16 protein-coding genes and 1 pseudogene are annotated in these 23,035 nt (G+C 70.8%); 10 read left to right on the forward strand and 7 right to left on the reverse strand.

What is annotated here, in order from left to right:
- Positions 1 to 107 precede the first annotated feature (107 nt).
- Positions 108 to 683: pseudogene (locus AC2CJA_RS02050) on the forward strand (DUF7008 domain-containing protein); the annotation flags it as partial.
- A gap of 169 nt (positions 684 to 852) precedes the next feature.
- The gene (locus AC2CJA_RS02055; RefSeq protein ID WP_484600900.1) at positions 853 to 1,527 is read left to right on the forward strand and encodes a class I SAM-dependent methyltransferase; all 675 of its coding nucleotides are present in this window, start codon (positions 853 to 855) and stop codon (positions 1,525 to 1,527) included.
- A 118-nt stretch (positions 1,528 to 1,645) separates the two neighbouring features.
- On the opposite strand, the gene AC2CJA_RS02060 is transcribed toward AC2CJA_RS02055, so the two are convergent.
- The gene (locus AC2CJA_RS02060) at positions 1,646 to 1,855 is read right to left on the reverse strand and encodes a DUF397 domain-containing protein (RefSeq protein WP_484600901.1); all 210 of its coding nucleotides are present in this window, start codon (positions 1,853 to 1,855) and stop codon (positions 1,646 to 1,648) included.
- Positions 1,837 to 2,679 carry a helix-turn-helix domain-containing protein gene (locus AC2CJA_RS02065; protein ID WP_484600902.1) on the reverse strand — a complete coding sequence of 281 codons (843 nt, stop codon included), beginning with the start codon at positions 2,677 to 2,679 and terminating at the stop codon, positions 1,837 to 1,839. Before AC2CJA_RS02065 ends, AC2CJA_RS02060 begins: the two co-directional genes overlap by 19 nt.
- Before the next feature lie 155 nt (positions 2,680 to 2,834).
- Between AC2CJA_RS02065 and AC2CJA_RS02070 the strand changes: the two genes are divergently transcribed.
- The 8 genes from AC2CJA_RS02070 to AC2CJA_RS02105 all read left to right on the forward strand — a co-directional run bounded on the left by AC2CJA_RS02070 (position 2,835) and on the right by AC2CJA_RS02105 (position 14,885).
- Positions 2,835 to 3,161, forward strand: a complete 327-nt coding sequence (locus AC2CJA_RS02070) for a hypothetical protein (protein WP_484600903.1) — start codon at positions 2,835 to 2,837, stop codon at positions 3,159 to 3,161.
- Positions 3,158 to 3,406, forward strand: coding sequence for a hypothetical protein (locus tag AC2CJA_RS02075; RefSeq protein ID WP_484600904.1), 249 nt, complete (start codon positions 3,158 to 3,160; stop codon positions 3,404 to 3,406). Before AC2CJA_RS02070 ends, AC2CJA_RS02075 begins: the two co-directional genes overlap by 4 nt.
- Before the next feature lie 330 nt (positions 3,407 to 3,736).
- Positions 3,737 to 7,618 (forward strand): BREX-2 system ATPase PglY, encoded by a 3,882-nt coding sequence (gene pglY, locus AC2CJA_RS02080; protein ID WP_484600905.1) that lies wholly within the window; start codon positions 3,737 to 3,739, stop codon positions 7,616 to 7,618.
- Positions 7,615 to 10,518, forward strand: coding sequence for a BREX-2 system phosphatase PglZ (gene pglZ / locus AC2CJA_RS02085; protein ID WP_484600906.1), 2,904 nt, complete (start codon positions 7,615 to 7,617; stop codon positions 10,516 to 10,518). Before pglY ends, pglZ begins: the two co-directional genes overlap by 4 nt.
- Before the next feature lie 40 nt (positions 10,519 to 10,558).
- Positions 10,559 to 10,975 (forward strand): hypothetical protein, encoded by a 417-nt coding sequence (locus tag AC2CJA_RS02090; protein WP_484600907.1) that lies wholly within the window; start codon positions 10,559 to 10,561, stop codon positions 10,973 to 10,975.
- 48 nt (positions 10,976 to 11,023) lie between these two features.
- Positions 11,024 to 12,346 (forward strand): BREX system ATP-binding protein BrxD, encoded by a 1,323-nt coding sequence (gene brxD / locus AC2CJA_RS02095; RefSeq protein WP_484600925.1) that lies wholly within the window; start codon positions 11,024 to 11,026, stop codon positions 12,344 to 12,346.
- Entirely contained in the window at positions 12,346 to 14,508 is a 2,163-nt protein-coding gene (locus AC2CJA_RS02100) for a DEAD/DEAH box helicase (RefSeq protein WP_484600908.1), read from the forward strand. Before brxD ends, AC2CJA_RS02100 begins: the two co-directional genes overlap by 1 nt.
- Before the next feature lie 131 nt (positions 14,509 to 14,639).
- Positions 14,640 to 14,885, forward strand: a complete 246-nt coding sequence (locus tag AC2CJA_RS02105) for a hypothetical protein (protein WP_484600909.1) — start codon at positions 14,640 to 14,642, stop codon at positions 14,883 to 14,885.
- An 83-nt stretch (positions 14,886 to 14,968) separates the two neighbouring features.
- Here the strand turns inward: AC2CJA_RS02105 and AC2CJA_RS02110 are convergent, their stop codons facing one another.
- The 5 genes from AC2CJA_RS02110 to AC2CJA_RS02130 form a co-directional block, all read right to left on the reverse strand.
- Entirely contained in the window at positions 14,969 to 15,754 is a 786-nt protein-coding gene (locus AC2CJA_RS02110; protein WP_484600910.1) for an AfsR/SARP family transcriptional regulator, read from the reverse strand.
- 1,152 nt (positions 15,755 to 16,906) lie between these two features.
- Positions 16,907 to 17,275: a hypothetical protein gene (locus AC2CJA_RS02115; RefSeq protein ID WP_484600911.1), complete on the reverse strand. Its 369-nt coding sequence runs from the start codon at positions 17,273 to 17,275 to the stop codon at positions 16,907 to 16,909.
- 201 nt (positions 17,276 to 17,476) lie between these two features.
- Entirely contained in the window at positions 17,477 to 17,878 is a 402-nt protein-coding gene (locus AC2CJA_RS02120) for a hypothetical protein (protein ID WP_484600912.1), read from the reverse strand.
- A 99-nt stretch (positions 17,879 to 17,977) separates the two neighbouring features.
- Complete coding sequence (locus AC2CJA_RS02125; protein ID WP_484600913.1) at positions 17,978 to 22,006, reverse strand: GDSL-type esterase/lipase family protein; 4,029 nt, start codon at positions 22,004 to 22,006, stop codon at positions 17,978 to 17,980.
- On the reverse strand, positions 22,006 to 22,890 hold the full coding sequence (locus tag AC2CJA_RS02130; RefSeq protein ID WP_484600914.1) for a hypothetical protein: 885 nt from the start codon (positions 22,888 to 22,890) through the stop codon (positions 22,006 to 22,008). Before AC2CJA_RS02130 ends, AC2CJA_RS02125 begins: the two co-directional genes overlap by 1 nt.
- Positions 22,891 to 23,035 lie beyond the last annotated feature (145 nt).

A 23,035-nucleotide genomic window follows, 5' to 3' on the forward strand; every position in this document is an offset into this window, starting at 1 on the left:
GACGGTGGCAGGAACAAGGACCTCGACAATCCTCATTCTCGCTGGTCAGAGGCACTCTCTGTTTTCCTGACCGCCTGTCGGACAGCCCACCTCATGAAAGCCCGAGGCTAATGACGACCGACCACGTGCCGTTTCTCGCCGCCCTGCGCTACAAGCCCTCCGGGCTCAAGAAGCGCGCGGACTGGGAGCATGTCTGGGATCTCCAACGGCAGGAGGACGCAGCCCCCGACGAACCCGCCAAGCGCAAGATCAGGGACACCATCCCCGTGCCGCCGAAGTACACCTCGGCCGACTTCCTGCGTCCCTCCTATTGGCGGGCACGCGGCAAGCTGGACGTGCCCAAGGAGCGGTTCATCTCGTACGGGCGGACCAACGCGGCCACCCCCACCCTCTACGGCTGGGCCGGCTGGGACCACCGTGAGCAGGCCATCGCGCTCGACACGTACATCGCCACCCACGAGGGCCTGACCACCGAAGAGGTCACCCCGCTCCTAGCCGGGCTGCTCGAACTCCAGCCATGGCTGGACCAGTGGCACAACGAGCCCGATCCGCTCTTCGCCCCGACCCCAGCCAAGTTCTTCGAGGGCGACCGGCAAATGGAGCAAGGCAAGCACGGCCTCACCGACGACGACCTGCGCGCCTGGCGCCCGGCTGCGGCAACCCGAGGCCGCGCAACCAAGTAGGGAGCCGCCCGCAGACGCGTCGGGAGCGATCAGGCCCGGGGACGCCGTGAGCGTCCCCGGGCGCTTGTTTGCCCAGGGCGCGACGAAGTTGTGTCAGTTCCACCGGCGTATCGGACGTCACCGGTACGGTGGCCGACTCCATCGGCCTCACCGTTCCCGGAGGAGTCTCATGCCCCGTGCGCCCCACACTCCGGCCGAGTACTGGGACACCTACATGCCGCACCGTGGAGAGAGCGACCAGTCCGCCCCCGTGGTGGACCGCTTCGAATGGACCCAGTACCCCGGCCACGGCCCCGGTGCCGAGTTGCTCGGCGAGCCGCGCCGAGCCCTGGACCTCGGCCCCGCGGAAGGCAAGGAGGCCGTGTATCTGGCTCGGCAGGGCGTGGAGGTGACCGGCGTCGATCTCTCCCCCATCCAGGTGGAACGCGCCCGCAGGTGGTGGGACGGCGTGCCGGGACTCGCCTTCGTCCACGCGGACGCATGTGACTACCTCGCCTCAGGCACCCGGTTGTTCGACGCCGTCTACTCGGTGTGGGGAGCCGTGTGGTTCACCGACCCCGAGCAACTGTTCCCTCTGGTGGCCAGGCGCTTGGCACCGGGCGGTGTCCTCGCCTTCAGCCAGGCCGAGCCGAGCCCTGATGCTTACGGCCCGCAGCCGATGCGGGGCAAGTGGCTTGAGGGCCGCGAACACGAACTCACGGTGCTTCGCTGGCAGTACACCACCGAAACGTGGACCGATCTCCTCAAGCGCCATGGATTCACCGATATCCAAGCCTCGGTGCTGGGAGCGCCCACGCCGGGCAAGCTCGGTACGCTCCTGGTGCGGGCCCGCACCAGCACATAGCTACGGCGCTCTCGTTGCTGGGCACAGCCGCTGCGCGGAGGCATTCACGGTCCACGGCAGGCGACAGAGCGGCCCCGCGATCCGAACCGATCGCGGGGCCGACTGTGGCTGTCCCGGCTCAGGCAGTCAGTCGCCCGTTCCTGACCCCTCCGACGAAGGAGGACCAGCAGCCGGCCGGGAACACGAGCACCGGCCCGTGCGGAGCCTTGCCGTCCCGTACCGGCACGACAGCGGTGAAGTCGTCAGAGACCTCGACGCACTCGCCACCGTCCGAGTTGCTGTAGGAGCTCTTGCGCCACGTAGCTGCGCTCAGATCGATGCCTCGCACGGTACTTCCTCCAAGACGGCTAGGACGAACTTCCGCGACTCGGTCGGGGACAACGCCAGGTCGCGCATCGCATCGTATGCACGCTGCAGTCGCTCGACTGACACGTCCTCTTCGATGAGTTCGCCTCGATGTGCGTTCTCCGTGTACGCCACAGTAGCTCCGCCCGGGAGCCGCAGGAACATCAGTGCGGTGCTGTCCAATCCGTGCATGCCAGCGCTCAATGGAAGCACCTGCATGGTCACGTTCGGCCTATCCGCCAGCTCCACCACATGTTCCAACTGCTTCCGCCACTCCCCCACATCCCGCAACGGCGTCCGCAGCACCGCCTCCGACAGGATCGTCCGGAAGGGCGGCGCGTCCTCCCCCTCCAGCAGCTCACGCCGCCCCATCCGGGCCTCGACCTGCTGCTCCAGTTCCTTGCCCTTCAGCCCACCGGCCGCCAGCACCTCCCGTGCGTACCCCGGCGTCTGCAGCAGTCCAGGCAGCACGCTCACCGCGAAGTGCCACAGGCTCACCGCCTTCGACTCCAGCGCCATGTACCGCCGGTACCGCTCGCGGAACTGCGTGTGGTCCCCGGCCGCCAGCTCCCACAGCGCGAGCAGCAGCCCCGGCGTGCCGTAGTGCGTGTCGAGGGCCTGGACGACCTCCGGGCTGCCCAGCGTCTCGCCCTTCTCCATCTTGCCGAACAGGGACCAGTCCCAGCCCATCCGCTCCCCGAGCTGCCGCAGGCTCGTCCCGCTGGCCGCCCGCAGACTCCGCAGTTCCTCGGCGAATCGCTGGCGTGGTTCCTGGCTGCGGCCGGTGATGACGCGACGGGGCGGCATACGGCTGGCTCCTCTCCGGGGTGTCCGTGTGGGCGGCGTGGAACGGCCTCCGGGGCGCGGGGAAGCACGGGCCCGTCCACGGCGTGGCCGTCCTGATCCGGGCGCATTCTCGTAACGCCCGCACTACGCAGCGTAGTTCATCCAGCGCAGCCGGGGTGTGGATTCCGCAGGACCGGACCGACAAGGACGACGGTGCTCCCGCCACGCGACACCCGGACCACGCGACGACGGCCGACCGCGCCACCGTCCCGGACGGTCCGCCACCCGCCGCCCCGGAGAGCCGGGAGGCCCCCGACACCCGTAACGCCCCCGGCCCCACTCCCGGCCGGGCCGGCGTCCGGTTCCCCGCCGCGGACGTCCGCGCCCTCTGGGCGGACGACCCCGAGGGCGAGATCCGGTACGCGCTCGTCCACCTCGGAGTGTGCTGCGCGTCCGTGGCCCTGATGCTCGCGCACCTGATCCGAAAGGGGATCGGCGCATGACGGGGGCCGCCGGGAACGGAGACGGGGAGGGGATCCCGGAGGTCGGCGTGGTCGTCCGCGACACCGCACGCGACCGGGTCGGCCGGGTCATGGGCCATGAGGGCCCCTACCTCCAGCTCCGGCCGCTCGGCGGCGGCCGCGAGTGGGACGCCGATCCGCGCCACGTCCGGGCACTGGGCCGGGACGAGCTGATCAGCGCCCTTCTCTCCGAAGTCAACGCCCGCTCACGCCGGAGCACCAGGTGACCGCGCCGTCCGTCACCCGCCGTGGCCGGGTCCGTACGAAACCCCTCCTCCGGTCGCCGCGCTCACTCGGAACGGCGGCCGGAGATCTCGGCGGCCCGACGGGCCTCCTGATCTCCAACACCTGCAAGGTGCCGCCGACGCGGGCACGGTCGTCCACTCGACGGACCCGGAGACGCGCGAGAAGCCGCGCTCCCTCGTGCACCCCGCGTCCGGGGTGGAGGCGCCCGCGCTCGCGTAGCCGCGTGTGTGCGAAAAGTGGTCATCCGCTGTTGACGGTACGTCATACGATCGGATGAGCCAGCGCAGCCGCCCGTCGGAGAGTGATCGTTCATGGCCCAGCAGCCGCCCCTGCTCCGCGATGTCATCGACATCAAGGAGTCCATCTCCACGTCGGACTTCGTCCTCCAGCTCTCGGAGGCGACGACGGCCGAGGGCGCCGAGCGCGCGCTGCGGGACTACGTGGTCACGGAGCGGCTGCTGGAGAACTTCGACGAGGCGCTGGGGCTGATCCGGGCCGCGCTGGACGGGCGCACCTCGAAGGCGGCCTATCTGCACGGCTCGTTCGGTTCCGGTAAGTCGCACTTCATGGCCGTGCTGCACGCCCTGCTCAGCGGCAGCCCGGCCGCCCGCGCCCGGGTGGACCTGGACCCGGTGCTCACCAAGCACGAGTGGCTCGCCGCGGAGGGCAGGCGGTTCCTGCTCGTGCCGTACCACATGCTCGGGGCGAAGGCGCTGGAGCAGCGGGTCCTCGGCGGGTACGTCAGCCACGTCGGGAAGCTGCACCCCGAGGCGCCGACGCCGCAGGTGTACCGGACGGACGCCCTGTTCGAGGACATCCGGGCGATGCGCTCCCGCATGGGCGACGCGGCCGTCATCGCGGGGCTCACCTCGCCGGACGGCGGCGGGGCGGAGGAGGACGAGTGGGGCGAGGCGTTCGGCTGGACGCCCGGGCTGCTCGACACCGCGCTGGCCGCCGAGGAGGTCCACGAGGGCGGGAGGGCACTCAACCTGGTCAGCCCGTCCACACCCGCCGAGCTGCGGGCGCGTCTCGTGCAGGACGCGAGCACGCATCTGCTGCCCGGCTTCGCGAGGAACGCCGCCGAGGACGAGCACGGGTTCGTCTCGCTCGACGCCGGCCTGTCCGTGATCGCCGAGCACGCCAAGTCGCTCGGCTACGACGGGCTGATCCTGTTCATGGACGAGCTGATCCTCTGGCTGGCCACCCTCATCCACGACCAGAAGTTCGTGGCCCGGGAAGCCGGGAAGATCACCAACTTCGTGGAGGGCGGCGACGCCCGCCGCGCCATCCCGGTGATCTCCTTCATCGCCCGCCAGCGCGACCTGCGCGAGCTGGTCGGCGAGGAGGTCTCCGGAGCCGCCGAGGCGTCCATCCAGGACACCCTCAACCTGGCCTCCGGCCGCTTCGACAAGATCACACTGGAGGACCGCAACCTCCCCCAGGTCGCCCACGCCCGGCTGCTCAGGCCCAAGGACGCGGAGGCCGCCGCCCTCATCGAGGCGGAGTTCGACAGGACCCGCAGGATCCGCCAGGAGGTGTGGGACACCCTCCTGGGGTCCGACCGCGGTGCGGACGGGGTCGGCGCGGACGAGGAGAGTTTCCGGCTGACGTACCCGTTCTCGCCCGCGTTCATGGACACCCTCGTGCACGTGTCCTCCGCGCTCCAGCGCAACCGGACCGGGATGAAGCTGATGGGCCAGCTCCTCGCCGACCACCGCGCCGAGCTGCGACTGGGCGACCTGATCCCGGTCGGCGACCTCTATCCGCTGATCACGGCCGGCGGCGACAAGCCGTTCACCGACAGCCTGAAGGTCGTCTTCGAGGCAGCGGACAAGCTGTACCGGACCAAGCTGCGCCCCTACCTCCTGCTCACGCACAACGTGTCGGAGGAGGAGATAGAGCAGTACGCCAACCGCCCCGGCAGCATCACCGACCCGGAACTGCGCACCCGGATCAAGCAGTTCACCGGGGACAACCGGATCATCGGCACGCTGCTGCTGTCGGCGCTCGCCCCGAGCGTCCCCGCCCTGTCCGACCTGACCATCCGCCGTCTGTCCGCGCTGAACTACGGCTCGGTGACCGCCCCGATCCCGGGGCGCGAGTACGGCATCCTGAAGAACAAGATCGCCGAGTGGGCGGGCCGGTTCCCCGAGATCAAGGAGACCGGCACCGAGGCCAACCCGGGCGTCCGTCTCGAACTGTCCGGCGTCGACGTCGACTCGGTGATCGCCAACGCCGACGTCAACGACAACCCCGGCAACCGCCAGGCCCTCGCCCGGCGCATCCTCGTCAAGGAACTCGGCATCACCCAGGGGCAGTTGGTCGACCATCTGCAGTTCGTGTGGCGCGGCACGGAACGCAGCGTCGAGGCCGTCTTCGGCAACGTCGCCGACAAGGACGAACTGCCCGACCACGACCTCATGCCCCAGCAGGACGGGCTCTGGCGCCTTGTGATCGACCTGCCCTTCGACGACAGCGAGTACGGCGCCGTCGAGGACGCCAACCGGATGCGCGACCTGCGGGGACAGCAGGGAGAGCCGTCCCGTACCGTCGCCTGGCTGCCCACCCACCTGTCAGGCCAGCGCTACGCCGACTTCCGCCGCCTGGTCGTCATCGACAAGGCCCTCTCCGACGGCCGGCGGTTCGACGGCCAGTACGCCGGCCACCTCAGCCCCGACAACCGGGCCCGCGCCAAGGGGCTGCTGGAGACCCAGCGCGAGTCGCTGCTCAAGAACGTCAGAGCCGCCTTCAAGCAGGCGTACGGGCTGGCCGACAAGAAGGCCGCCGACGTGGAACTCGGCTTCTCCGACCACCTGGAGTCCCTGCGCGAGGTCGACGGGCTGACCCTGTCCTTCGGCCAGTCCTTCCGCGACGGCGTCCGCCACATCGCGGGCCGGCTGCTCGCGAGCCAGTACCCCGACCACCCGGACCTGGACCCCGAGGGGAACGGCACGGTGGTCAGGCCCGCCGACGCGAAGAAGGTGTTCACGCACGTCCAGGCCGCCGCCGAGGCCCGCGACGGGCGCGCCGAGGTCCCCGCCGGAGACCGGGGCCTGATGCGGCGGGTGGCGGTCCCGCTGCGGCTCGGGCAGCAGAAGGAGGCGTACTTCGAGCTGTCGCACTACTGGGCGGACCACTTCCGGCAGCTCGCCCGCGAGCAGGGCGTGACCGGTGATCTCAGTCTGATCACCCTCACCGACTGGACCGACCGGCCCGCGCCGCGCGGCCTGCCGGGCTTCCTCGCCCGGCTGGTGGTGGCCTCGTTCGCCGAGATGGACGACCGGGTGTGGGTGCGCGCGGGCACCCCGCTCGACCCCGCGCCCGCGCTGAACGAGATCAAGGACCACGACGCGCTGCGCAGCCAGCCGCTGCCCTCGGAGGAGGACTGGTCGGCCGCCCGGCAGCGGTTCACGGCGCTGTTCGGCGAAGTGGCCCCCACCCTGCGGCGTGGCCGCATGGTGAACCAGCTCGCCCGGCAGGTCGTCCAGCAGGCGAGCGCCCACCAGGAGGCCGCCCGCGAGCTGGTCACCCAGCTGGAGCGGCACGCCGGGTTCCTCCGCCTCGACGAGACCGCCGAGAACGGCCGCCTCGCCGTCGCGCGCCGCGCCGTCGACCTGCTGCGGGAACTCACGCGGTCGGCCGGCCAGGGTGCCGCCGGGGCTCGGAAGACCGTCGAGGCGCTGGCCTCCTTCGACTTCGGAGAGGTCGGCGCGGACCGGTTCGGGACCTCGGTCAAGCAGGCCCGCGCGGTGGCGCAGGCGCTGGACTCGACATCCTGGACCACCCTCGACCTGGCCTCCTCGGAGGGCCCCGAGGGCGAGGCGCTGCTGGAGTCCCTGCGCAACGCCGCCCAGAGCGACCAGCGGACCAACGACCTGAAGGAGGCACTGACCCGGACCCAGCACGAGGTGCTGGCCCTGGTCAAGCGGAACCGAGCGGCGGCCGCTTCGCCGCCCACGCCTCCCGCTCCGCGCTCCGGGGACGTGCCCCTGGACACCCCGACCAGTCACCCGCCCGTCTCCGAGCAGCCGTCCGGCAGGGGCACGTCCGCGCCGGGACGGACGAGGCGCTCCGGCGGCGGACGCACCACCGCGGCCAGGGCGGTGGCCGAACTCCGGGCCGAGATCGCGGAGCTGGCCGCCCGGGAGCCCGGTACCACGGTCGAGATCACCTGGCGGGTCGTCGAGGGATGAGCACGGCGACGACCAGCGCGGTGGCGGTGCGGCTGAACCTCGCCACGATCACCCAGTACCTGTCCGCCCATGCCTCCCTCGCCGACGCCCTCGTCGGCCGGGACCGGCGGCGGGCCGTGCTGCTGCGCTCCGAACCCCGATGGGACGGCCCGGCCGAACACACGTGGGATGACGGGCAGTCCGCCCGCATCGCGGCGGCACCCTCACCGCTCGCCGTGCACGAACTGCTGCTCGGCCACCTGTCGGACACGGCGACCGGCCCCACCGTGCTCGTCGTCCTGACCGACCGCGAGCAGAACGAGCTGGACCCGGCCATCCTGGCCCGTGCCCACAAGCAGCGCATCGACACCGTCGACAGCTGGGACGTCGTACGGGACGCCTTCGGAGCACACCAGGTCGACCCGCGCCTCAAGGACGACAGGTGGGCCGCGGAGGCGCTCCTGGACGCGGCCCCCCCGGGAGGCGGCTGGCCCCGGCTCGGCGGCGGCGTGCTCTCCCGGGGCACCGCCCTGACCGCGCTCGCGCTGCGCCGTCTGAGGCTGGGACGGTACGAGGACGAGACGGCCCGCCAGGATCACACCACGTCCGCCGCCCGGCTCGACACCCACACCCTGCTGGGCTGGTCCCTGGCCTCCGGAGGACCGGAACGGTTCCTGGCGCTGCGCGGCCCGGAGCGCGCCGGCCTGGCGGACTTCCTCGGGGAGGAGGACCAGGCCGGGCTCGCCGGGCGCGCCCTGCTGGCCCTCGTCGAGGCCGAGCACGGTCCTGACGCGGTGGCCTTCGGACTGGTGTGCGCGGCGCTGTGGTGCCACGCCGAACCGGACGCCTCGGTGTACACGGCTCGAGGCCGGGCGGAGCGCTGGTTCGGAGACCGCCCGCCGGTGCGGGGCGAACAGCTCGACGCCATGGCCGCCGCCTTCGGCCGGGCCGCGGAGGACTACGTCGGCACACTGCTCGCCGCGGCGACGCGGGACGGCGGGCCGGCCCCGGAGGAGGCCCGTGAGGCCCGCCGGGCCGGCGACACGGTACTGGAGCGCGCTTCGGCCCTGGCCCGGCAGTTCGGGGCGGAGTCCGCCGCCCGGACCAGTTCCCTGCTGCCGGCCGGCCTGGACGCCAGGTTCAGCGCGGTCGGAGAAGCCCTCGCGGCCGGTGAGCCCGGACCGCTGGACTCGGCCGTCCGCTCCCTGAGCGAACACCGGCGAGCCGGCGGACCGGAGGTGCGGAGCCGGATCGAGCGGGCGCGCATGGGCCAGCGGCTCGTCCGGTGGCTGGCCACCGGCCCGGCGGTCGACTCGCCCCACGTCGACGCGGCCATAACGCGCCACATGGACGAGACCGCATGGGTCGACCGCGCCCTGGAGCACATCGAGGCAGGTGGAGATCCCGACGACCGGTTGAGGGCCGCCTACGACACACTGGCCGCACGCGTGCGGGAACAGCGGCACGAGATCGACCGCGACTTCGCCCGCACGCTGGCGACCTGGACAGCGGCAGGCACCGATCCCGGCGGCATGCTGACGGTGGAGACATTCCTCGAACGCGTGGTGAAGCCGGTCGTCCGCAGCGCCGGGAGCCGGCGCGTCCTGCTGATCGTGCTGGACGGGATGAGCGCGGCCATCGCCACCGAGCTGGCCGAGGAACTGTGGGCCTCCTGGGCCGAGTTCGATCCCATGGCCGGGCAGGGAACTCCGCGGCGCCGCGCCATGGCCGCGGCACTCCCCACCCTCACCTCCGTCTCGCGTACCTCACTGTTCGCCGGAAGGCTGATGCGGGGATCGCAGAAGGACGAGGTCCGGTTGTTCCCCGCCCTGCCCCTGTGGGGCGGAGCGCCCGCCGCCGTGTTCCACAAGGACGACCTGAGGGCCGGGAGCGCGGGGGACGTGTTCGGACCCGCGCTCACCGAGGCGCTCATGGACGGCCGCACGCATGTGGCGGTCGTCCTCAACGCGATCGACGACCGGCTGGCCAAGGAACATAAACTGGGGGACGGCGCCTGGCGGGCCGAGCACGTCCCGGGCCTGCCCGATCTGCTGCGGATCGCGGCCTCGCAGGGCATGGCGGTGGTGATCACCAGCGATCACGGGCACGTCGTCGACCGGCACGGCACCAGGGTGGAGGCCGACTCACCGCTGTCCGCCCGCCACCGCGGCCCGGGCGGCGAGGTGGGCCGGGCCGAGGTGGCGCTGCACGGCGCCCGGGTGGTCGCACCGGAGCCGGGCGGCTCGATCGTCGCCCTCTGGGACGCCGACTCCCGGTACACCGCCCGCAAGGCCGGCTACCACGGCGGAGCCTCCCTGGCCGAGTTCGCCATCCCGGTCCTGGCCTTCCTGCCGTTCGGGGCGGCCCCTCCCGCGTCGTGGCGTGAACTGGGTGACCAGCGGCCGGCGTGGTGGCTCCTGGACGCCCCGCCGCCCCGGCCCTCCGCTCCCGTTCCGTCCGAGCGCACCGCCACCGCGGAGCGGGCCGCCCGGCAACGGCCGGCCAAGGCGCGGACCCGGCTCGCCCGTACACACGACGCGCTGTTCGACGTCGCCATGGTCCCTTCGCCCGATGACGACGGGACACTCGTCACCGCCGCGGCGGTGAGCCCGGACGACGCGCTCGTCACCGCTCTCTTCGCTTCGGAGACGTTCCAGGGGCAGATCGGCCTGCTCGCCCGCAGACCTCCGATGGAGAAGGTCGAGGGCGCGGTCCGGGCCCTGGCCGAGGCCGGAGGCACGCTCCCGGTGACGGCGCTCGCCCAGCGTGTGTCCTATCCGGCCACCCGCGCCGACGGGTTCGCCGCGATCCTGCGTCAGTTGCTCAACTACGACGGAGTGCAGGTGCTGGAGACACTGCCGGACGGCCGGACCGTCCGTCTCGACCTCGCCCTGCTCCGCACCCAGTTCGACCTGGGATGACGCCCCGTTCACCCTTTCCCACACCGATGAGCCGGGAGCCATGAGCGCCAACGACCGTGTGTTGATCAACCAGATGATCGAGGAACGACGGAACGCCCGCGCCGTCCCCCTCTCGTTCGACGCGGCCTTCGAGCGGTTCACGAGCGAACACGCCCTGCACGGCTTCGGTCTCTCCGAGGAGGAGATCGAAGCCGGCGTGATCGGCGGCGCGAACGACGGCGGCATCGACGGCGTGTACGTCTTCCTCGGCGGCCGCCTGCTGCACGAGGACAGCGAGATCTTCCAGCAGCACTCCGCCGTGGTGAACGTGGAGCAGGGAACCCAGCTGACGCTCTGGCTCGTCCAGGCGAAGACCAGCGCCGGCTTCTCCGAGGTCGCCCTCGACAAGGTGGCGTCCACCTGTAAGAACCTCCTGGACACGACCGAGCTCGGGTACGGCGGCCTCCACCGCAGATGACTCCGACGCACGGCCCGCGGCCGGCGGAGGTGGGACAATGGGCGAGTGATCGGCCCTCCTCCCTCTCCCGTCTCCGCCGCCCGGCGGCGCACCGTCATCGACGCGCTGCGGCGCGGTGCCGTGCCCGAGAGCGGCCTGGACCTCCTCGCCACCGGACTCGGCCGTTTCGAGTCGGCCCTCGACGCGGAACTCGACGCGGTCGCCTCCGGTGCCTCGGTCTTCAAGGCGGTGCGGGGCGAGTACGGCTCCGGCAAGACGTTCTTCACCCGATGGCTCGGGGAGCGCGCCAAACAGCGCAACTTCGCCGTCTCCGAGATCCAGGTCTCGGAGACGGAAACCCCGCTCCACCGGCTGGAGACCGTCTACCGGCGCCTCACCGAGCGGCTGTCCACGGCGAGTTTCCCGCCGAGCGCACTGCGTCCCGTCATGGACGCCTGGTTCTACGCCCTGGAGGAGGACGCCCTCGCGGCGGGAGCGGACGAGGACGGCCTGAGTGACGCGGTCGAGCGTTTGCTGGCCGCCCGCCTGACCGAGGTGTCACGGCACGCACCGTCCTTCGCGGCGGCACTGCGCGGATACCGGTCCGCGCTGGCCGACGGCGACGAAACGACGGCGGCGGCCGTCCTCGCCTGGCTCGGTGGCCAGCCCCACGTGGCGGCAGCGGCCCGCCGGGCCGCGGGGGTACGCGGCGACCTCGACCATTTCGGGGCCCTGGGTTTCCTGCAAGGGCTGCTCACCGTCCTGCGGGACTCCGGCCATCGCGGGCTGTTCGTCGTCCTCGACGAGGTGGAAACCCTGCAGAGGGTGCGGTCGGACGCCCGCGACAAGGCACTGAACGCCCTCCGGCAGCTGATCGACGAAGTCCACTCCGGGCGGTTCCCCGGCCTGTATCTGGTCATTACCGGAACCCCTGCCTTCTACGACGGCCAGCAGGGTGCGCAACGGCTCGCACCGCTCGCCCAGCGGCTCGCCACGGACTTCACCACCGACCCGCGGTTCGACAACCCGCGGGCGGTCCAGCTGCGCCTGCCCGGGTTCACCCTGGAGTCGCTGACCGGACTGGGGATGACCATCCGCGATCTCTACGCTTCCGGGGCCGACGCACCCGACCGGATCGAGGCGCTGGCCGACGACGCGTACATCGCCGACCTCGCCCGTGCGGTGGGCGGAGCCCTCGGCGGCAAGGTCGGCGTGGCGCCCCGGCTCTTCCTCAAGAAACTGATCGGAGACGTCCTCGACCGCATCGACCAGTTCCCGGACTTCGATCCGCGGCAGCACTACCGGCTGACCGTGGACGGCAAGGAACTCACGGACGTCGAAAGGAACCTGGCCGCATCGCCCTCGGCCGGCGATGTCGATCTGGAGCTGTGATGGCGCCGACCGCGGACCCCGCCGACCGGCTCGCCCCCGTCATCCTGCACCACGTGGTCAACACGCTCGGCTGGCCGGATCTGCGGCCCCTGCAGCGGGCCGCGGTCAACCCGGTGATGGACGGCGAGGACGCCGTACTGCTCGCTCCCACCGCCGGCGGCAAGACGGAGGCGGCCTGCCTGCCGATCCTGTCGGCCATGTCCGCACAGGGCTGGACCGGTACCTCGGTTCTCTATCTCTGCCCGCTCAAGGCGCTGCTCAACAACCTGGTGAGCCGCATCGACGGTTACGCGCAGTGGCTGGGACGCCGCGCGGCGCTGTGGCACGGGGACACCAGGGAGTCACAGCGCCAGCGCCTCCGGGCGGAGCAGCCCGACATCCTGCTGACGACGCCCGAGTCACTGGAGGCCATGCTGATCGGGGTGAAGACGGATCACGCGCATCTGCTGGGGGGTGTCCGGGCCGTCGTCGTCGACGAGGTGCACGCGTTCGCCGGGGACGACCGCGGCTGGCACCTCCTGGCGGTCCTCGAACGCCTCCAGCGGGTCACCGGGCGTCCCATCCAGCGCATCGGCCTGTCGGCGACGGTCGGGAACCCCGGGCAACTGCTCACCTGGCTGCAAGGGTCCGGCGCCGACCGACGCCCGGGCCGGGTCGTCGCCCCGGGACTCACGGCTCTCTCCGCGACATCGTCCGCCCGGGTGCCGGTGGACGACTCGGCCGGCCCCCCGCCGGGAGAGGTCGAACTCGACTACGTCGGTTCCCTGTCCAACGCCGCCAAGGTCATCGCGGCCCTGCACAAGGGCGAGAAGCGACTGGTGTTCTGCGACTCCAGGCGCCAAGTCGAAGAACTGGGCGCGGCACTGCGGGCACGCGATGTCACGGTGTTCCTCTCCCACGCCTCTCTCTCGGTCGACGAGCGGGTGCGTTCCGAGCAGGCGTTCGCCGAAGCGCGGGACTGCGTCATCGTGGCCACATCCACTCTGGAACTGGGCATCGACGTCGGCGACCTCGACCGGGTCGTCCAGATCGACGCGCCCGGCACCGTCGCCTCGTTTCTCCAGCGCATCGGCCGCACGGGGCGCCGGGCCGGAACCACCCGGAGCTGTCTCTTCCTGGCCACTTGCAAGGACACCCTTCTGCAGGCCGCCGCGTTGCTGCTCCTCCGGGGTCGCGGCTGGGTCGAACCGGTCATCGCACCACCTGAGCCGCGGCACCTCGTCGCGCAGCAACTGCTCGCCGCCACGCTCCAGGAGCACAAGCTGGGCGACCGGGTATGGTCCGAGCAGTGGAACGGCCTGGCACCCTTCGACCGTTCGGCCGCTCCCATCCTCCGCCATCTGACGGACGAAGGCTTCCTCGACACCGACGGCGGGATGCTGTTCATCGGCCCCGAGGCGGAACGCCGTTTCGGACGGCGCCACTTCATCGAGCTGACCGCGTCCTTCACCGCACCCCCGCAGTTCACCGTCCTGTCCGGCCGTGCCGAGATCGGACGGATGGACCCGTCCGTACTCACCGATGAGCGCCCGGGTCCGCGCCGACTGCTGTTGGCGGGCCGCAGTTGGCAGGTCACGTTCGTCGACTGGGGCCGCAAGCGGGTCTTCGTCGAGCCGGTCGAGAGCGGTGGGATCGCCAAGTGGTCCGGAGGAACACTCGCCGGACTCTCGTACGAGCTGACGCGCGCCATGCGCGACGTCCTCCTGGGCACCGACCCGAAGATCTCGCTCACCCGGCGAGCCGAAGCCTGCCTCCAGGAGTGGCGTACCGAGGACGCCCCGCACCTCGTCCACCCCGGCGGGACGCTGGTCGTACGGCGCGGAAACGACGTCCGCTGGTGGACGTGGGCCGGGTACCGGGCCAATGCGACGCTGGCCGCGACACTGCCGTCCGTCTCCGACCCGGTCCAGCGCCCGACGGACTGTTACCTGCGGCTGCGGGAGGATCTCACCCCGGACATGTGGCGCGCCGCCCTGGACGCTGTGGATGCCGAATCGGCGCTGGTTCTCCCCGATGTCGACCCCAGGGCGGTGCGCGGGCTGAAGTTCTCGGCGGCGCTTCCCCAACGGCTGGCCGTGGCCACCTTGTCGGCGAGACTCGCCGACTTCGACGGCGCACTCGCTGTTCTGGCGGAGCCCGCACGCTTTTCGACCGCGCGGTGACCCGAGTTCCGCCGCCTTCTCACCACCCCCTCGTCCGGCGGTGGTTTCCCGCCCAGGACTCGGATCGCCCCTGGCGAGCGGTACACGCGAACGACCGCGTATCGCGCACGTGACGACTCGTGATCCCCTGGGTGCGGAGCACATCCGTTCGTACAGACCGGGAACGATATCGCTTCCCCGACGGCGAGCACGGGTTCGTCAGATCGACCACGCGGCGTTCCTCCGGGACCTCCTGCAACGACATCGCCGTCGCGTGGCCCCCGAAATCCGAGCCGCTGGTCATCGCGATCATGTCCAGCAAGGCCGCACAGGACGCCGGGAAGGACCAGGCCCTCCTCGCCGAGGCCGCCGCGTACGTGGCGGAAACCCTGGTCTGACGTGCTGGCTCCCTGCGGGCGCCGGCCTCCCCGCCATCGCTCCGCGGGGAGGGCCGACGCCACGTCACGGTCGCTTCGGAGCCCTATGCCGGGGCGGCGGACAGGGCCTTCTCGTCCTGGCGGAGGATGGCCTGCATGACACTCGTCATCCTCTCCCCCGGACTGATCCCGATCTGCTCCCGCAGGATGTCCTTCGCCCGGTGGAAGACCTGGATCGCGTCGGTCTGCCGGCCCTCCGCGTAGTAGGCCCTCATGAGGCTGACGTACAGGTCCTCCCGGTAGGGGTCGCGGTGGACCAGCTCCGACAGCCGTGCGATCGCGTCGCTGTAGTACCCGAGGCCGAAGTCGACCAGGGCGCGCAGTTCGGCTGCCGCCGTTCGCTCGTCCTCCAGCGACTTCGCCCTCAGGCGCAGGCGGCTGGAGGTGACGTCGGCGAAGGCCGAACCCTTCCACAGGGTCAGCGCGGCGTCGAGCCGCTCGGACGCCTCCTCGTACCTCCCCTGTTTGTACGATTCACGAGCGCTGCGTACGGCCTCCCGGAAGGCGAAGAGGTCGACTGACGCCAGAGGTACCCGCAGCTCGTAGCCACGGTCGCTCGAGCCGAGGGCGTCGCGGCCGACCCCTGCCTCCCGCAGCGCGGTACGGATCATCCAGGCCGTGGTCTGCAGTTGTCCCGAGACGGTGACCGGCGGGTCGTCGCCCCAGGAGTCCTCGATGATCGCTTCCTTGGAGATGACCTGGCCGGGCCTCAGGGCCAGGGAGGCGAAGAAGCGGCGCTGCCGCTGCCCCCGGATGGGTATCCGGACGTTTCCCTTCAGAAGGGAAACCGACCCCAGGAGCTGGATCGTCACGCCATTCCAAGTACTCATCACGAATCCCCCTCGTGAAATCATGCCTCTGCCTGATGGGAGCGGATATGGAATCGACATGTTTCCGTTTCGACGGCTACGCGAACGGGGAGGCACCGAACCTCGGGAGGTGTGCTTGATCTTCCGGACAGAAGAGCGGCACACGCGGTGAGGCGACCTCGTCGGCCGGTTCGGTGTGTGCTCCCCCCTGACACTGCACAGTTTTTCCCACGGCAACCGGCCGACGGGACAACGCTGTGTTCATCCTTGCGGAAATGTTTTCACCGGCGTCCCGGAGCAGCGCCGGCCGCGACTCCCGGCTTCACCGGACCGAGCCCGCCACCTGCTTCCGAGAGTTTCGCCTGCGATGGATTTCCATGGGGAACCACGGTTTGACGACCTGCTTGATCGCTGTCACTCTCGACGACCCCGGTCTGCACGTTCCAGCCCCGGCCGGCCACTCGTCCGCGGAAGGTGGCGCGTCATCACAGCGGAGGATTCGGTGCCCCTTGGCCCTCTCCTTCTGTCACCGGCACAGGCCCCGGCGGCCGGCCGTCCGAGGTCCTCGCGGCGGGATCCGGCCGAGTACGGCTCCGGGGCATCGGTCGGCGGCCGATCCGCCGAGCGCGGCCCCCGGGATCTGGGCCGACGGCGATCGCCGAGCGTCCCGGCCGGGAACTCGACACCTTTGGAGCCCAGCAGCCCCACAGCGAAAGGTTTCCTCACATGCCCCAGGCTAACCACACGCACCCGTCTCCCGGAGAGGCATATTCAAGACAGCGGGAGGGCGGGCGGCCGGAAAGAACCGGGGGCCGACCGGCCGGAGTCACCGGCGGGAGGGCGTCGGCAGGGAATGTTTCAGCCAGGAGAACGCGCTGACGGGGCGGGACATTCCGCTTGCGCTCCCGTCGCTCATTGGTCAAGACCACTGAAGAGCAAGGCGCCGTATCGAGCCTTCTTCCGAACCGAGCTGGCTCAATCTCATCCATCCGAACGGCACTCCGGGGCGTCTGTCCCAAACCCCGCCGAACACCCTCTCCGGACATGGCCATCGCGGATGATTCGCCCATAGCGGCCAGACCCCGGTACCGCTGCGGGCACGGGCGGACGGCAGCCGGTGCCGATCGGCGCGGTCCCCTTCGGCCTCGGCGCGCGCCCGGCGGGCCGGCCCGGTCAGCCGCCCGCGTCGGCGCGTTCCGCCAGTTCCAGTTCCGGGTACACCGGGCAGCCGTAGGACGATTCGAAGGGTTCGAAGACGTCCCAGCGCCGCTCTTTCCCGGGATGTTCCGCAAGGGCGTTGCCCCGGCTCCAGAAATCACCGGCGAGCACCAGTGCTATGTCCTTCCTCCCGATGTTCTCCGGCAGCTGGTCGTGGTACTTCCCGAGGTCGGAGTCGAACTCGTAGAAGGCGTGGATGAGGCGGAAGTAGGTGTCGTACCCCGTCTTGTGGAAGGACTCGTACCTCTGCCTCGCCGCGCCCCGCGAAGACGGGTCCCCGAGTACGTCCAGGATTTCGAGCCCCGCTGTCCGGCCCAGGGGCATCGGGAGGTGATCTTGTGTCCGGGTTCGTCATGCCAGCCCGGGGGCGGTGAGGGGCCGCGGGTGGTCTCGGGCGGTGCGGCGGAGGGCGGCGGCGATGTTGGTGTGGCCGTCCTGGCGAAAGACCCTGGGAATTTGGCCGGTACGGCGCGGCCCGGCCCCTCCCGGGCGGCTTCACGTCCGTCTCGTTCACGTCCGTTCCGTTCACGCCCTGCCACCGCGGGCGGAACCGGGGTCGTAGGCGCCGAGGAGCGCGACCACCAGGACGAACGCGACCAGGACGGGTACGGGCATGAGCCCGCCACCCGGGCGGTCGACGTCGTCGACGTACATCAGGGAGACGCCGACCCACAGCGGTGTACCGAGGAGGATCTGGAGCCAGGTGCGCCGTTCGCCGAGGAGGCGCATCCCGATCCACAGCAACAGGGGCATGAGTATCCACGTGGCGAGGACGGTGGCACCGAATTCGAACAAACCGGCCCAGTCGTCCGGGTGGTCCGATTCCTGGCCGCGGGCCCACGCGAACCCGGCGCTCATCGTGAGGTGGCAGGCCGCTGTGGCGGTGATCGTGACCACGGCCGCTTTCAGGGTGCGTGCGTAATTCATGATCGTTCCAAAGAGAGGGAGCGGGCCTCCATCGTCGTTGCCCGGTGGAGGCCCGCTTCATGGTTTCCACGGCCGGTCGGGCCGTGGTGATCGTACGGTTCAGCCGAGGACGCGCTCCAGGGCGTCGGCGTAGAGCCGGGCCCCCGAGACCTTCGGGTGGAAGGACTTCATCGACGGCTGGACGCCGCCGTTGTCGTACGCCGCCTTGCCCGAGAGCACGATGCCGTTGATGGTCTCCGGGTCACCGCAGATGGCCTTGCCCTCGAACTCGGCGGCCGGGTCGACGAACCTCGCGCCCGTCGCGGCGGCCGCGTTGCCCATCTCCTCCGCCAGGTGCGGGGCCACCTCCTCGTTCAGCCAGGGAGCTTCACCGGTGCCGATGCCCGGAACGCACTGGCCGTTGCCGCTGAGCAGCGGCGGGTAGCCGACCAGGACGATCTCCGCGTTCGGCGCCCTGGCCTCGATCTGGTTCAGCACCTTGATGATGCGCGGCTTGACCTGGTTGGTGATCCAGTCCGGAAGGAAGTCCTTGAGCGGGCCGGTCATCTCACCGGTCTTCTCCCCGGTGTCCGGGTCGACCTTCTCGATCTCCGCGTCCTGGCACAACTTCAGCCCGGCCGCGTAGACGCACTCCTGGATGACGGGAGTGAACAGCGAGTCGTTGCCCCCGATGGCGATGGTGACCATGCTGGTGTGCTGGTCGAGGTAGCCGAGGTCCACCTGCGGCAGGGAGTCGCTGTTGTACTGCGTCCTCCCTCCGGACCAGATGTTGTAGGTGCGGGCTCCCGAACAGGCGATGAAGGACAGGTCGATGTCGCCGTACCGGTCGGCGACCGCGCCGATGGACTCCGAGCGGCCGGGCAGCTTCGCCTGGCGGACCCAGGCGTGCCGGGACCTGTGGCAGCCGTTGCCGATCTCCGAGCCGGTGTCCTCCCGGTAGTCCGTCTCCGGGTAGTAGCTGTCGCCTCCCTCCGGTGACGCGCCCTCGCCGGAGGCGAAGGAGTCACCGAGGCCGACCACGTGCGTGGGCTTGGAGCCCAGCGGCTGGAAGGCGACGGCGTCCCAGGCGATGTCCCGGCCGTCCTCCTGGGTGATGTTCGACAGGGACACCGTGCCCCGGCCGGTGAAGTTGAACGTGCCCAGGGAGCGCCACTCGTTGGAGCGGATGCGCTGCGGCGCCACGCGGTGCGGCGAGTCGGAGTCGGTGCCGGAGACCGTGTACTTCGCCTGCTGGGAGCGGGCGGCGATGCTGGGCATGTGGACCAGGACGCGGGTCCAGCCGGAGACGGAGGTGGGTGCGGTCCAGGTCCCGGTGACCTTCATCCGGTCCGCATTGGCGTCTCCCGGTTTGAGCGTGGTGCTGAACCACAGGTGGTTTCCGCGGCCGGCACCGATCTGGTGGGTGTTCATCCGGCCGGACGCGGTGGCGAAGTCGAAGTCGAACGTGCCGCCACTGGAGGCGGACGACGAGCAGCGCCGTGCGTCACTGCCTGCCAGTTGCGTACCGCTGTTGACGTTGTCGACGACCACGGTGCCGCTGGGGAGACCGTCCGAGCAGCGAGGCGGATGCGCGTTGCCGTCCGCCTCCTCCGGGTAGGTGTTGTCGAACCGGAACAGCTCGTACCCGCAGTGGCCGGCGTCGCAGTTCTTCCACTCCACGCTCTGGTTCCACCAGCACCTCCAGTCGTCGCGCTGGCACGGTCCCGTGGCGGGCGAGTCGTTGGACGCGCCGTCCCCGATCTTGGAGGGGTCGCACTCGTTGCTGCCGCCGCAGAACAGGTCGGCCGGGGGCTTGACGGTCGTACGGTAGAGGCTGTGGGTCCACCAGGCGGCACGGTAGCCGTGGACCATCTTGCCGGGCTCCTCCAGCGCCTCCAGGGGGCGGGCCGCCCAGCCGAGGACCTTCTCCGGGTAGGGCCAGAACTGCGGCTCCGCGGCGTGGCTGTAGTCGTCACCGCCGGCCGAGTTCTCCAGGAACGGCGTGCGGTTGGGCCGGTAGTTGGGGTTGGCGGGGTTGTTGGCCCAGCCCACGCCCCACTTGCCGCCGTTGCTCCCCGCCGCCGACTCCGGGTAGAAGCCGGAGTTGTAGGCCCACAGGGCGAAGAACCAGTTCTCCAGGCTGGACGGATCACCGTTGTTGACGGTCATCCCCGCGTTGCGGGTCTGGTTCCACTTCTCGGCCAGGATGTTCACGCCGGCCGCGACGTTCGCGGTGTAGTCCAGTGCGACCGCCTCCTGGTAGGCCCGCGGCATGGAGGGCCTGACCGAGCCGTCCTCGTACGGCTTGCCGGGCAGGCGCATCCCGTCGGTGACCTGCGTGATGCCGTAGCCGCAGTCGGCTGCCCGCCAGTTGATGGCCCACGGGTCGTCCACCTCGCCGTGCGCGTCGTGCACGAGCCCGTAGTAGTTGCCGATCAGGCTGTTGGCGGTGGTGCCGGGCGCCGCGTAGCGGGTGGCCTGCCACATGTTGGATTCCTGGGCGGTGATGCCGAGGAACACCTGGGCCGGGATGCGTCCGCCGCCGGAGAGCGGCGTCAGCCCGCCGACCAGGGCCTGCGGGCTGTAGGAGCCCATGCCCATGTTCTTCCAGTCGGCGGACCGGCGTACGTGCTGGTCGAGGGTCCCCTCGATCGCACGGTTCACGGCCCACTCGATCTGGCGGGGCTTCGGCTGGAACGCCTGCTTCTCCGGGTTGCCGCGCTCGACCGAACACGTGCGGACGCTCTCGGGCTCCGCGATGGAGGTCACGGAGGCGGCGTTCACGTCCGACGCCGCCGAAACGCCCGGGGCCGACGGTCCGGTCCGCGTCCGCGTACCGGGGCTCCTGCCGGTGGCGGAGGGGGAGACGCCGGCGCCCTCGGCCGGGTCCTCGTTGAGGGAGGCGCCCTCGGGGTGGGCCTCCATCACCTGCTCGTTGCCCGTCGGGAGGTGGTGCAGACGGATCTTCGCCGTCCGGGCGCTGTCGTACTCCTCCGCGCGGATGCGGTGGTCCCTGCCGTCCGCCCAGGCGGAGTTGGTCGCCGCGCGGCCCTTGGTGGAGGCGACGGCGTCCTTCTCGATGCCGCCGGGGTTCCGGACGCCCTTGGGCAGGGTGCCCACCGTCTTCGCCTTGCCGGTGACGATCGCGGTGCCGTCGGCGCTGCGGGTGAGGTCGAAGTCGGTGAGGTTGCCCTCCGCCAGCACCTTGGCCCTGCCGCCGCCGGGCGCGAGGTACTTGACCCTGGACGTGGACCTGACGGCGCCCGGCTGCCCGTCCGCGCCCTGCGAGCCCGTCTTCGTGCGCTGCCGGTCGAGGTAGGCGACACCGCCCTCGGCGGTCAGCGAGAGGTTGAACGGCACGTTGTCCGTTCTCGTCAGGAGTTCGGTCCTGCCGTTCGCCCTGACCTTCACGACCGCGTTGCCCTGCGCCGCGACGATGCCGCGCTTGGTGGGTATGGCCGAGGTCACCTGCCCCTGGGCCGTGACCGGCTTGGAGGTCCTGCCGGTACGGGCGTCCACGGTGATCAGGCGGGTCTCGTTCCTGTCCGGCGTCGTCCTCTCGTCCGTGAACTGCGAGATGACGCCCTTGTCACCGGCGCCGCAGCCGGGGGAGAAGTAGGCGAGGCTGGCCTGGTACGGCAGCTTCCTGACCTCACCGCTCGTCAGGTCGACGGCGGCGGTGAAGGCGCCCCGCGCCATCAGTTCCTGCTCGTTGGTGAACGTGCGCGGCGCGTAGGCGACCAGTGCGTGCTTGCCGGACTCGGTGACACACGCGTTGCCGATCCACGTGTCGGTGTCGAGGAAGCCGGGCTCCACCAGCGTCGCGGCGGTCTTCCACCGGTAGCCCTCGGCCTCCTCGGCGACGAGCAGGTGGAAGCCGGTCGCGTCACCGGTCGTGGTCCAGGCCAGGTCGTCGGAACTCCTGTAGCCGGAGCCGAGGACCTTCCCGCGCTGGTCGGCCGGGACGCGGTCCTTGTTCCCCTCCTTGTCCTTCGTGGCCTTCGGCTGCGGCGTGTCGCTCCACCCCGACACCGCTCTGTCGGGCTTGTCCTCGGCCAGGGCCGGTGTGGCGGTACCGAGCGCGACCGCCGAGGCGACGGCGCAGGTGAGCGGTACACGCGCGGGTCTGAGGAACCGGCGCAAACGCATCAAGGGCTCTCCTTGGGTTGTCGGGTGCGGCGGAAGGCCATCCGCCGCCGGCCACCTCCTCGGCGCGCGCCGGGAGGGACGCGACGCGGCGAGGCGGGGGTATGTGTCCCCGCGGGCCGAGCGGGGTTCGCCGTCAGGTACAGCCGGCGCTTCATGTCGCCGGTCTCCAGCCGGCCCAGCTCCACGGCGCTCTTGCCGGTCATGGTGTTCACGGCGGTCTGGATCTCGCCGATGGCCGCGCCGACACTCGTCGCCGACTGGTCGTCGTGGTCGACGATCTGGAGGGGTTCCTCGCCCCACTCGAAGCGCAGCCTCGGCGTGGGGTACTTGCGCCGGGCGTGCTGCCACGCCTCCCGCATCAGGTCGGGACGGATGCGGCAGTGGTAGCGGTGCACCGACTGCATGACGTACGCGTCGTCGCCGTGTCCGCGCTTGAGGGCGTGGTACAGCAGGCCCTGCTGGAGGCCGTTCGCCGGAAGCCGGACGGACCCGCCCTCGCCCTGGACCGGCTCCGCGATGAAGCAGGCGATCCTGCCGTCCGCCGCGCGGAACTCCGCCTCCGCGGCCTCCAGCGCCCGCCGCTCGGCCTCCTGGCTGGCGGCGGAGTGCTCGGCCGCCGCGCCAAGCTCCCGCATGAGTTCCGGATCGTCGACGATGCAGGGCGGGTTAATTCCGAGCGGCGCCGACGCGAAAAAGGAGAAGAGGTCGAGACAGCTCGTCCCCGTGACCGCGTCGACAAGCCGGCTTCCCGAACTCGCGGAGAGGTCGACCAGGTCGTAGCCGTCCACAAGCACGTGACGCCCAAGCACACTGTGCACGTCCCGCGCCTTCAGGGGTGCCGCCTTCGAGTGGATGAGGTCGGACCGGGGTTCTTGTGCACTCATGGCGAGGACTCCTGCGGAGCAGCACGGCTTGGCAGAACGGTCGAACACAGTCCGGACACCACGTGAACCGGGAGCCGAGGCACCGGCCACAGCGTTCAAATGGCTCTGGGAGACCCGGCGAATCGCCGCGGAAGCACTACAGCGA

It is taken from the genome of Streptomyces sp. ATLC9, from assembly GCF_057196705.1.